Genomic DNA, 12,121 nt, shown 5'->3' with positions numbered 1-12,121 from the left:
CATAAAACGGGCAGGGTCTGGTCGTATAGGTGCGAGTTCGGGCCCATTGTCCAGGTGCTGCTGTCGAGCCACGCGAGGCGATTTCCTGGCAATAGGCGGCGACTTCGCGCATGAGGCTGACGGCGGTTTCATCGGTCGAGAGGACGCCCCGGATTGATCCCTCCAACCTGAGAGACAAGGGCGATACCGAAGGTTCCGGGGAGTCCCCGCGTTTTCGGGGGAAACGCGGGCGTCGGGCGGTTACGACGTCGCGCGCTTGAGATGTGCGGCCAGCGTCTCGCCCGAGCCGTCATAGGCTTTCGGGACAATGCGATAGACCGCGTTGACGGCGCAAAAGATGGCGAAGGCGACGAGGCCGACGCAAAGAACGATCACCAGGATCCGACCGAATGCCTGGCTGCGCAACCATTCGAATGCGGCGTCCAAACCAACGGATTGGCTCGCATCGGCCTGAAGCGCCGCATACAGGATCAGGATGCCGATGATGCCGACAACCACGCCTTGCGCGATCACTCCTGCCTTGAGGATCGTGTTCCAACGGGTGGTGAACCTGTTGGCCACAAGGTGCGCGCGGTATTTGCCCTTGATGCCTTTGTCAAAATAGTAGGCTGACGCACAAAGCGTCAAAGCGCCTGCAGCCCCGATGATCCAGCGCCCACCTTCGAGTTGCATCACCGTCGCAACGATGCCGCCGGTCCCTCCGCCCGACGATGATCCGATAAGCGTCCCCAACGCAAGAAGCCCGATGCCGAGGTGAATGACGCCGGTCACCAGCATGCCCGCGCGCGCGATCAGCCCCTTGCCGTCCGTACCGTAGGCTTCGAGGTCGGCCAGACTGTCGATGAGACGCCAGATCGCATAGGCGGCCATGCCAACGGCGATCAGCACCAGAATTGGCCAGCCGCTTCCGGTAAGCGACTCCATGACGCTTTTTGTCCCCTCCGCCTGGCCGCCCTGGGCGATGGACCAAAGCGAAAAGCCCGCGACGACGACATAGACCAGTGCACGTCCGGCATAGCCGGCACGCATGAACGGGATGGCCCATTTGAAGTCATTCGGGTTGACGTCTTCGAGACGTTTTGCCCGGATGGAATTGCTGTCGAGGGCCAATGCATCCGAAATCGCCATTTTGTCTCTCCAAGCAACAGGTGTGTGGAAAGAACGGCCATCCTGCGCATGGGTTCCATGAGTTGCGGTGTCCGGCAGAGCGTTCACGGTATTGCAGATACGCGCGGCGGCCACCGGCCGCGCCCCGACGGGACAGGCGGCCGAGTCGCCCCCAGTCGCACGCGACGCAGCCGCTTTGGCTGGTCAATCCACTGTCCAGGCGCCCGTCATCACCGGCTTTTTCCTCGGCAAAGGTCCATGCGGCCTCGGCCTCGCTGGCGTCGCCTGCGGGGACGACGACTGGCATCACCTTGTCGGACCATTCAAGCATTGCTGCCCCGCGTCGGGCGCACCGATGACGGCACCGCACCGGGGAGGACATCGGCACGAAGCGAGACGGCAATGAATGGTGGGGGCCGATATTTCCGAAAGACGCTGGCCAACACCGCCGAAAGGACAAGATTCCATTTCTGCGGATAAGGCGAAGACCTCATTTCCAGCCCGCAGGCGCCCGTTTGCGGGGCGCGATGATAAGCAGTGTGTTGCAAACAGGAGGGGAGGCCACCTAATCAGCGGCTAATCCACCGGTAAATACGGTCTGGTCTTTCTGTGCGAATTTGGCTGGGGTGGTAGGAGGAAAAGTAGCGCGACCTCCAACCTGCTGAAAGCAAACAGACTTGTTGATCTTCAATGGGTTGCGTGCCATCTGGTTGTACCATCAACCTGTACCATCGAGGCGCTATGGCTGGCAGTCTGCACTACCTCAAGAAACGTGGTCACACTTGGTACTTCCAGCGAGCCGTGCCGCGTGACCTTCGTCAGAAGTTGGGCCGCGATCAGATCGTCGAGACGCTCCGGACCCGAGATGTAAGCGAGGCGATGTCCAGAAGGACAGAAAGGGCGGCGCATTGGGAGGCTGTCTTCTCGCAGCTACGCGGTTCTTTGCGCCCCGATGCGAGTGTGTCGCCTAGGGAAGTGTATCAGGACACCATTGGCTACCTCAGAAGCGCCGACGTCGATGTTGAAGCAGCCAACGCCAACCGCTCGCCGGACGACGAGCAGTTTACCGAATACGACCTTCTTCAGGATCGTCTTCTTACCGAAGCTGGTGATCAGCATGGTCTGGACGAGGAGGGACGGCCCTTGGCTATGTCTCCAGTCCAACAGGCAAGGTGGGATGCTCTTCAGGACTACCGGCGTGAGCGACGGGGCAAGCCGCTGCAAGCAGAGAGCCGCTATGGTCTGAAGATCACGGAGGCGCGTGATCGCTACCTTGCCCGTGCCTCGCTGGACGGAGACGAGCAGACGATCCGCCAACACAGGACCACGCTTTCGCGTCTCGCTGAGTTCCTATCTGATAAACCCTTGCAAGCTGTGACGAAGGCAGATGTTGGGCGTTTCATGGGTGCGCTGGAGACACTCGATCCGAAATGGGGGAAGTCTCCAAGCGACAGCGAGAGATCATTCGAAGAGATCCGTCAGCGTTACAGCGGTACTGGGCGGCAGCTTTCTGATGCCACTGACCTGAGACCCGTTTCCTCATCCATTTTGAGGTAGAGTCCGTCCCAACGAAGGAGACGGACGGAATGAAGAGATCACGGTTCAGCGAAGAGCAGATTATCGCGATCCTGAAGCAGCAGGAGAGCGGCCTGGCGACGGCGGATGTGTGCCGGGAACATGGGATCAGCTCGGCCACGTTCTACAAATGGAAAGCGAAGTTTGGTGGGCTCGAAGTGTCGGATGCCCGGAAGCTGAAGGCGCTTGAGGACGAGAACACAAAGCTGAAGAAGCTGTTGGCCGAGCAGATGCTGGACAACGCGATGCTGCGAGACGTTGCATCAAAAAAATGGTGACGCCCGCGGCCAGGCGGGAAGCCGTGGCGCATCTGTGCGAAGCGCACCAGGTGAGCCAGCGGCGGGCGTGTTCAGTTGTCGGGGCGGATCGGTCGAGCGTACGCTATCAAAGCGTGCGCCCGGACGATGCCGATCTACGCAAGGCGATGAAGGCTGTGGCGGCCGAGCGCCGTCGGTTCGGCTATCGGCGGGTGCATGTGATGCTGGAACGACAAGGCTGGCAAGTGAACCTGAAGAAGCTGAGGCGGCTTTACCGCGAGGAGAAGCTGCAGGTGAGGAAGCGCGGCGGTCGCAAACGGGCGCTCGGGACACGCAGGCCGATGCTGGTTCCGGAACGGCCCAATGAGCGCTGGAGCCTGGATTTCGTCTCGGACGCCTTTACAGATGGACGCAGGTTCCGGGTTTTGGCCATCGTGGACGACTTCAGTCGCGAATGTCTGGCATTGGTTGCGGACACTTCGCTTTCGGGGCTGCGGGTCACACGAGAGCTGTCAGCGATCATGGCCAGACGCGGACGACCCAGAACGATTGTCAGCGACAACGGCACGGAACTAACCAGTATGGCGGTGCTCAGATGGTGCCAGGAAACGCGGATCGGCTGGCACTACATCGCGCCGGGAAAGCCGATGCAGAACGGCTTCATCGAATCGTTCAACGGCAGCTTCCGGGACGAGCTCTTGAACGAGACCCTGTTCTCAACGCTGGCCGAAGCCCGTGAAAAGATCGGCGCATGGAAGGAGGACTACAACCGAAACAGACCCCACTCATCCCTGGGCAATCTCACGCCGCAGGAGTTTGCAATGAAATCGAGACTGGAAACGAAGGCCGCATGAGGCCAGAAATCAACCGACGGATTCTCCTGAAGGCTGGAGGGAAGTCGGGTCTCAGGTCAGGACGAAGACGCCTTCGTAATTCTATCGTTGGTTTTCGGATCGACCTAGCGAGCCGCTTCACGGAGCTTATCCCAGAGTTGCCCGGGTCCGAGCAAAATGTCCTTTATCCTCTCACGAACCTTCTCGCTGTCCAATGCTTGCTTGCTCATAGCGGTGTGGGCGGCGAAGGAGTCTATGATTGCGTTCAGTAACTCCTCTGACAGGTTCGGCGAGGCCGCAAACTGCTCCTTGCTGTTGTTGCGCGCCTGTTGGGCAAGGACCTCGGACTCCATCAGCTTCTTGCGCAGGACCTCGTTGACGTAGACGAGCTTGTCGGCGTCGGTGAGGTCGCCCTCGAACAGGTCATTCACCCGCTCAATGATCTCGGCGAGCCGCACCTTTTCGGGATCGCCGGCCTGACCTGACCCAAGTTCGGTCGCAGGTTTCAGCTTGGTGTCCTCGCCATCTGGTGACAGTGAACGCCCGCCCTTGGACGACAGCTTGTGGTGGGTAAGCACGACCTTGGACAGATCAACCTCTTCTCGTTCTCTCCCGAACTCCAAGAGCTTCACGAGGTACCTGAAGAAGATCGCCCGCTTCTCGACTGCCGTATTCCCGTAGTCGAAGATCTGCGAGAGGAACGCGTAGACTCTGAGGTAGGTCTGCATGTCGCCCTTGAGCAGCTCCAGACTGCTCATGGTGTCCCGTGCCTCTTTCTCGACTGCCTCGTCCTTCTTGGACCTGGCTTCAATCCAGCGACGCTTCGCTTCTGCGTAGGTCTTCACGATGCGCTGGGCGACTGGCTCAACCGCCTTCACAAGGTCGCTCTGCTTGGATGCCGGGTCGAGTTCCGCACGGACGACGCGGTCGACCTCGAACTCGTCGTAGTGACCAGAACCGTCCAGCTTCGCCTTGAGATCGTAGATCAGGTTGGGGTCGGTCACGTCTTCCAACTCGGCGCGACCGTAGTACTGGCTGAACGCCTTCAGCACTTCCTCTGAGCTGTCCGAGAAATCGAGGACATACGTTGTATCCTTGACCACGCCACCCTTTGAGTAGGCCCGGTTCAGACGCGACAGGGTCTGTACTGCCTGTACGCCCGCGAGCCGTCGATCCACGTACATGGCACAGAGTAGAGGTTGATCGAAGCCGGTCTGGAACTTGTTCGCCACGAGAAGGATGTGGAAGCCGTCGGTGTCGAACGCTTCCTTGATGTCACGCCCCCGCAGATCCGGGTTCATCGATGCGCCGGTCTCGCTGAACGGTTCCGGCCCGCTCTCCTTGTCGTTAACCTCGCCGGAGAACGCGACCAGTGTCCCGATCGGGTATCCTTGGTCCTTGATGTACTTGTCGATCGCGAGCTTCCAGCGAACGGCTTCCTTCCGCGACTGAAGCACGACCATGGCCTTAGCGCGACCGTCGAGGAGGTGGGTGACGTTCGCCCGGTAGTGTTCAACGACGATCTTCACCTTCTGGCTGATGTTGTGGGGATGCAGCCGTACCCAGCTCATCAGGCCCCGCATGGCCGCGTCACGTTCAACTTGGTCGCTTTCCAGTTCCTTCCCTTCTGACGCGAGTCGGAAGGCGAGGCTGTAGGGCGTGTAGTTCTGCAAGACGTCGAGGATGAAACCCTCCTCGATGGCTTGACGCATCGAGTAGACGTGGAATGGCTCCGGGAGGTTGTCTTTGCCCGTAGGTGCGTTCGGATCGGGACGACGCCCGAACAGCTCCATGGTCTTCGCCTTCGGCGTGGCCGTGAAGGCAACGTAGGTCACGCCCTTATCGCTGGCCCGTGCCTTCATTTGTGCAGCGAGGATGTCCTCGCTGCTGTACTCCCCGCCGTCCTTGAGGTCTTCCAGCTCTTCTGGCGACAACGCCGCCTTGAGCTTCGACGCAGCCTCGCCGGTCTGGGAGCTATGGGCTTCGTCTGCGATCACAGCGAAGGTCTTGCCCTGAGACGCTGAAAGCCGCCTCACCTCGTCAAGCGCGAAGGGAAAGGTCTGGATCGTACAGACGACGATCTTCTTTCCGTCTGCCAGGGCTTGGGCAAGTTGCCCACTCTTGCTACCTCCATCGCCCTTGATCGTCTCGACAACGCCGAGCGTTCTCTCGAAACTGAAGATCGCCTCCTGAAGCTGTCCGTCAATGACCCGTCGGTCGGACACGACGATCACCGTATCGAACATCTTTCGCTTGGACGCATCGTGGAGATCCGCCAGGAAGTGTGCCGACCATGCGATCGAGTTCGTCTTCCCAGATCCAGCCGAGTGCTGGATCAGGTACTTCTGCCCCGGCCCTTCCTGCAGAACTGTGCGAACCAGTTGCCGGGTGGCGTCAAGCTGGTGGTACCGGGGGAAGATCAGCGCGCTCGGCTGACCTTTCTTGTCCTTCTGGGCGATGATGTAGCGACCGATCAGCTCCAGCCAGCTTTCGCGCTCCCAGACTTCTTCCCAGAGATAGGAGGTCCGATGCCCGTTCGGGTTCAGCGGGTTCCCAGCGCCGCCTTCATCGCCCTTGTTGAACGGCAGGAAACGGGTGGACTTGCTGTCCAATCGGGTGGTCATGAACACTTCCGCGTTGCTCACCGCGAAGTGGACCAAGGCCCCGCTTGGGAAGCTCAGGAGCGGCTCGGTCCGGCCACCGTGTCTTGGAGGGCGATCGTATCGGTACTGATCGACAGCATCACCGACGCTCTGTGTGAAGTCGGTCTTCAGCTCTGCTGTGGCCACAGGGATGCCGTTGACGAACAGGACGAGGTCGATCGAGTTCTCGTTTGCCGTCGAGTACTTCACCTGCCGAACGACCCGCAGCCGATTCGCCTGATATCGCGCAACGATCTCGGGGTTCTCTGCCAGTGCGGGCTTGAACTCGGCGAGCTTCAGAGTGCCGCGAAAGCCGATCATGTCGATGCCGTGCCGTAGGACATCGAGAGTTCCCCGCGCGTCGATCTGCTTGCGTACCCGGTCGAGAAGAGCGGCTTCTCCAGATCCGGCGATGGCCTCCCATGCCTTGGGCTGAGACGTCTTCACCCATTCGATGAGGTCAGGGGCATAGAGCGCCCGCACCCTGTCGTACCGCTTCGCATCCTCGCGATCGTGGAGCCAGCCATGAGCGGCGAGGTACTCGCAGATCTCGTCCTCGAAGCTGATCTCCTTATGGATGTTCATCCGAGGGTCTCGGAGTTCACACCGCCCATCTCCCCACCGCCATCAAGGATTTTCACGGCTTTCAGGTGCGGACGGACGGCGTTGACCAACCTGTTCATCGCGTCCGTCATCCGATCATGGGTCGCGGCCCAAGTGGTCTCGGGGTCACGGAAGCCGCCGCCGACTTTCGCGCTGATCCGACAGGCCCTCCGGCCTTCAAGACGCTCCCACGTGAGGGAACCGCCGAAGGCTTCTTCAATGGCATCCTTCTTCGCATAGAGCTGGTCGAAGATCTGGAGGTTCTCGTCGTTCATGTCCTTCCCGCGATCGATGTAGACCTCCGCCTGTGCACCACCCTTCGACACGGCGTAATTGAAACTGACGCCACGGATGATGCCCGAACTTACGCCCTGCCAAGTGTGTCGTCCCGGTGTCGTATGTGCGTGGAGCTTGGCATTCGGATGTTCAATAAGCTGCGTCCAGAAGCGAAGCCGCTCGTGATCTCGCTCGCTCATCTCCGCTTTGCTGCGCCCGATTGACTTGCCTTCTTCCGATGGCCCCACGATCAGTGTCAGCAAAGGGGCCGGAGGGGAGTTCTCAATCCGGATCGCTTCGAGCTTCAGCAAGAAGAAATCCGCGTTGGTGGACTCGTTCAGCCATGCCAGCGCTGCCACATGCTCAGGGCGCGGCTCGGCAACGATCCAGACAGCCGTGTTGGCTTGCATGGCTGTCAGGTAGGTGATGAGCTTGCCGAGGTGGTCGTGGTTGCTCTTCTCGAGCTGGTTCTCGATGATGATGGCGGACCCGGCCTCGTCCTCGCCGACGAGATCCACGCTGAAGGTACTCTCGGTCTTCTTCTCACGCTCCACGTTCACGATGTTGCGGTCGATCGCATCACTCAGGACATCGATGTTCTCTTCGAGCCATTGGGTGAAGTCATAGGCCTCGTGCGGCCAGACCTCGCGCAGCGGAACACGTTCGATCTTCGCGATCATGGCTTCTCCTTGGTGGCTATGCCCAGCTCCGCGAAGGCAGCGACAACATCAGGCTTCAGGGTGAACAGTGAACCGTTTGGATCGAATTCCGCGAGGATGCCTGAGTAGAAGCTGGCTTCGCGTTTTTCCGATCGCTCGGCTGGCCAGAGGTAGACTTCCCGATCGAAGCACATCTTGCCGAAATGCATGTGCCACGCTTGGCCCTTCCAGCCTATTGCCGCACTGAGGGTCGCAGAGGTGGAACTTGGGTTGTCCAATAGGGCGCGGACCACCTTGACGTCAGTCTCGCTGGGCGGGAGCGCCCGAAACGCCTCGACCACCCTTGCGGCGGCGGGCAGATCCTTCAGCCGATCGTAGAGGGCCTTGAGTTCCGCTTCAGCCGCTCTATCGAGTGCCGCAAGGAGCTTCTCGGCGTCCGTCTTCTGCTGGGCCGTGCCGGTCTCGCTCAGACGCTTGGCGTTTTCACGCATCTTGTCCCGGTCGGCCTCGGACTTTTCGGGGATCGAGGCGATGATCCTATCGATGCTCATGCCGCCTCCGTCGTCTCGGGGACTTCGCCATGCACGTCGATCTTGCCGGTGACGGCGGCGGAGATCAGGGCGCTACGGCGTTCTTGTAGGAGGGCGATGGCCTTTTCGGCTTCGGACACCAAAGCATCGAGCTTGGTGGTCTCTATCCCGACAAACTCAAGAACCTTGACTTGTTCAGCTTCGGGAGGGACTGGCACGTGCAGTGAGGTCCACGCGTCCATCCTCAAGGCTTTCGTTCCATGCCCAGCTTCGTCCACTCGCGCCAAAGACACGTCAGACAGACCACGCAACGCGAGTGCGAGGTAGTCATTCGAGATCGAACTGTTGCTGTTAAGGGCTTTTAAGTCTTGATTGATCGCCATTGGCCGTCCAGCAAGACAGACGGGGAATGTGTGAGCAAGGGTCATGCCTCGCACAAGCACAACAACGGAACCCTGTGGAACAAGATTTGCGGCCCCCGAAGACACAGCGTGCTCGGTGATCTGCAACGTGCTGTCATTAATCGTCTCGCTTTTGAGATCCCGCGCCGAAACCCATGGGACATCGCCGTCCCAGTAGTCCGGGTTGCTCTTGTCAGGAGTTCCGCCGCTTCTGAAGGTAACGAGGTACTTCAGCGGCGTTGCTTCCCAATGCACTGGGATCTCGCCTAGCCACTCCACCGCCGATTCTTTCATCCGGACATCCGGATCGAGACCCTTGGTAACGGCGTGGGAGATGACGGCCTGGCGCTTTTCCTTCAGAAGCGCGATCAACCGCCGCTGCGCCTCCACCAGCGCATCGATCTTCCCCGTCTCCCGGTCAAGAAACGCCGCGATGGCGCGTTGTTCGGGGAGGGGTGGGACAGGGGCGATGAAGTCGCGTACGAAACTGTCCGGTACGCGCTTCTGCCCTCCAGCGCCGTACATACTGGCCTCGCCAAGAAGCCTGAACTCCGGGGCAGAGATCAGCCAGAAGACAAAATCGCTCTCTGTGATCCCGGCGCGAGGGCGCAGCACGGTCAGCTCGGTCGTCCCGAAACCGCAGCCGCTGACCAAGCCACGCATGATGGCCCGCTTGCCATTCTCGAAGCATGGCGTGATCTTCGCGAACGTTACGTCCCCGTCTCTGAAGTAGGTGTAGCCGTTCTCGACCTCAGCAATCGGTCGCACACGATTAAGGGCGAGTTCCCCCTGTTCTCCAACCGCCTCCATTGGGATGAAGGACACAACGTCATCGCGGTCGAACTCGGCGATCTCCGACTTCGAGGGGTTCAGCGTCACCAAGAAGCGTAGACGAGCAGTAGCCCAAGTGCTCGGGATGTCTCCAAGCCACGCAACACCACTGTCGGTGTAGCTTGGGTGGCTCTGGCTCATGCCGCCAGCTCCGCCAGCATTCGTTGGATGTTGCGCGTAACCTGCTCCAGTTCCGCATCGATCTCCTCCAGATCACGCGGCCGCTGGAAAACGTAGAAATGCCGGTTGAACGGGATCTCATAGCCGATCTTGGTCTTGTCGTTATCGACCCAGGCATCGGGGACGTGGGGTACCACTTCGCGCTTGAAATAGGCCTCCACTTCCTCTGCCAGAGGCACGATCTCGGTGTCTCTCAGCTTGGGGTTAGGCTTGGGCTGTCCGCGTGTGTCTCTTGCGACCTCGCCTTCATCATCCGGCACCTCGGAAAGTCGCAGAATGGTCCGCTTTAGGGACTGAGAGAGAAGTGGACCCTGCATCACCGACCCGCTTGAGAGGTCCTTCAGGAATGAACGCTTGTCCAGATACCGTGCGCCGTACATCCGGTCCGAGAGTAGCTGGGCAAGCATGTCTTGCTCGGCATAGTCCAGTTCCTCGAACTGGCGAAGCGCCTGCAGTCGGGGAAAACTGCTGTCATTCCACTCGTAGGCAACCCTGAGTGGGCGCTCGACGGTGATCTGACGGTAACCGAATGCGTTGTTGGGCAGCAGGAGTGACAGTGGCATCACCCTTACTTTCCCTCCGTCGGGGCAGTCGGGCGCAGGTTCATCGCCCGTCAAGATCTCCGACGCCTGAACATCGCCGTTCGAGTCGAGGACGGTGGCGTGTCGCGCCTCGGCGCAATCACCGAAAAGGCGGGTGACGATTGAAATGCCCTCGTCACTGATCTCGCGCCGTTTGGACCCGAGGGACTTGCGCATCTTCTGCCAGAGTGAACTAGCGTCGATCAGCTGCACGAGGCCTTTGCGATGCTCGGGCTTACGGTTTGACAGGACCCAGACATACGTCGCGATCCCGGTGTTGTAGAAGAGGTCGGTCGGCAGTCCGATGATCGCTTCGACAAGGTCGTTCTCCAGCACGTACCTGCGGATCTCGCTCTCGCCCGACCCGGCGCCCCCGGTGAAGAGTGGGGAGCCGTTCAGGACGATCGCGAAGCGCGAGCCACCGTCCTTCGTGGCGCGCATCTTGGACAGGAGATGCATGAGGAACAGGAGTGACCCGTCCGAGACGCGGGGAAGGCCGGGGCCGAAGCGACCATTGAAGCCTTCAATTTCGTGTTCCCGTTTCACCTCCTTTTGGACCTTCTTCCACTCCACGCCGAAGGGCGGGTTGGACAGCATGTAGTCGAACTTGGTGTCGGGGTGGCCATCGTCTGAAAGGGTGTTGCCCGCGACGATGTTGCGAACGTCCTGTCCCTTGATCAGCATGTCAGCCTTGCAGATCGCGTAGGAGAGGTCGTTCAACTCCTGCCCGTACATGGTGAGGCGGGCATCGGGGTTGTGTTCGGACAGGTACTCGTCGGCCACCGAGAGCATCCCGCCAGTCCCCGCTGTGGGATCATAGATCGTGCGGACGACACCTGGATTGGACAGAACATCGTCATCCTCGACGAAGAGGAGATTGACCATGAGCCGGATGACCTCGCGCGGAGTGAAGTGTTCCCCTGCGGTGTCGTTCGAGGCCTCGGCGAACTTGCGGATCAACTCCTCGAAGATCAGGCCCATCTGCATGTTCGACACGCGGCCCGGATGCAGGTCCAAGCCCGCGAACTTCTCGGTGACGAGGTAGAGGAGCTTGTTCTTGGTGAGCCGATCGATCTGCTCGGCGAAGGCGAAACGGTCGAAGATGTCCTTCACCTCGGGTGAGAAGCTCTCGACGTAGGACAGGAGGTTCGGCCCGATGTTGTCCTGGTCTCCGACAAGGCGGCGCATGTCGAGGGATGAGGCGTTGTAGAAGGCGGCCCCGGAGACACGGCGCATGAAGGGGTCGGGGTTGATACCTTCTTTTGCCTTCTCCTCCTTCTCGCGGAGGACGGCTTCCTTGGTCGGCTCAAGGACGCAGTCGAGGCGGCGCAGGACGGTGAAGGGGAGGATGACGCGCCCGTATTCTGACTGCCGGTAGTCACCTCGCAGAAGATCAGCGACAGACCAAATCAGCGAAGAGAGCTCCGATTGTGACATACTCGACACCGTCCAACGAATAGAGAAACAATGATTTTTCGTGAGGGTACGGTTCTGTGGCTTCAAGCTCAAGTCGTATGGCGCTGGGCTTAGGGGCCCCAGCGCAGACTCGTTTGTTCTTAAGGCGTGCTGAATGGGAAATCAGTGCCAAGCAGCTGTACCAGATCCCTGTACCATCACGCGCCGCTCTCGGCACGTAAGATATTGAT

Annotated in this window: 8 protein-coding genes; 2 read left to right on the top strand and 6 right to left on the bottom strand. The window is 59.9% G+C overall.

Translation table 11 applies throughout. The features are described from left to right. Positions 1-240: 240 nt before the first annotated feature. Positions 241-1,128, bottom strand: a complete 888-nt coding sequence (locus ROSELON_RS02515; protein ID WP_025310874.1) for a DUF1206 domain-containing protein — start codon at positions 1,126-1,128, stop codon at positions 241-243. Positions 1,129-1,848: 720 nt separating this feature from the next. Between ROSELON_RS02515 and ROSELON_RS02510 the strand changes: the two genes are divergently transcribed. Continuing rightward, positions 1,849-2,664, top strand: coding sequence for a DUF6538 domain-containing protein (locus ROSELON_RS02510; protein WP_025310873.1), 816 nt, complete (start codon positions 1,849-1,851; stop codon positions 2,662-2,664). 29 nt (positions 2,665-2,693) lie between these two features. Further along, positions 2,694-3,793, top strand: a protein-coding gene (locus ROSELON_RS02500) for an IS3 family transposase (RefSeq protein WP_156945632.1) whose coding sequence is annotated in 2 segments (ribosomal slippage) — positions 2,694-2,946 and positions 2,946-3,793 — 1,101 coding nt in all. Because the reading frame shifts where the segments join, the coding sequence is not laid out codon by codon here. Positions 3,794-3,897: 104 nt separating this feature from the next. On the opposite strand, the gene ROSELON_RS02495 is transcribed toward ROSELON_RS02500, so the two are convergent. The 5 genes from ROSELON_RS02495 to ROSELON_RS02475 are packed head-to-tail and all read right to left on the bottom strand — an operon-like array spanning position 3,898 to position 11,912. Then, positions 3,898-6,999: a type I restriction endonuclease subunit R gene (locus ROSELON_RS02495; RefSeq protein ID WP_025310872.1), complete on the bottom strand. Its 3,102-nt coding sequence runs from the start codon at positions 6,997-6,999 to the stop codon at positions 3,898-3,900. After that, complete coding sequence (locus ROSELON_RS02490; protein ID WP_025310871.1) at positions 6,996-7,973, bottom strand: DUF4268 domain-containing protein; 978 nt, start codon at positions 7,971-7,973, stop codon at positions 6,996-6,998. The genes ROSELON_RS02495 and ROSELON_RS02490 overlap by 4 nt, the downstream gene beginning before the upstream one ends. Continuing rightward, complete coding sequence (locus ROSELON_RS02485; RefSeq protein ID WP_025310870.1) at positions 7,970-8,503, bottom strand: hypothetical protein; 534 nt, start codon at positions 8,501-8,503, stop codon at positions 7,970-7,972. Before ROSELON_RS02485 ends, ROSELON_RS02490 begins: the two co-directional genes overlap by 4 nt. Next, the gene (locus tag ROSELON_RS02480; protein WP_025310869.1) at positions 8,500-9,855 is read right to left on the bottom strand and encodes a restriction endonuclease subunit S; all 1,356 of its coding nucleotides are present in this window, start codon (positions 9,853-9,855) and stop codon (positions 8,500-8,502) included. Before ROSELON_RS02480 ends, ROSELON_RS02485 begins: the two co-directional genes overlap by 4 nt. Beyond that, entirely contained in the window at positions 9,852-11,912 is a 2,061-nt protein-coding gene (locus ROSELON_RS02475) for a type I restriction-modification system subunit M (protein ID WP_025310868.1), read from the bottom strand. Before ROSELON_RS02475 ends, ROSELON_RS02480 begins: the two co-directional genes overlap by 4 nt. Positions 11,913-12,121 lie beyond the last annotated feature (209 nt).

The organism is Roseibacterium elongatum DSM 19469, assembly GCF_000590925.1.
GTDB classification, from domain to species: domain Bacteria; phylum Pseudomonadota; class Alphaproteobacteria; order Rhodobacterales; family Rhodobacteraceae; genus Roseibacterium; species Roseibacterium elongatum.
Note: the sequence above shows the minus strand (reverse complement) of the source record. Positions and strands in the feature narration are given on the sequence as shown.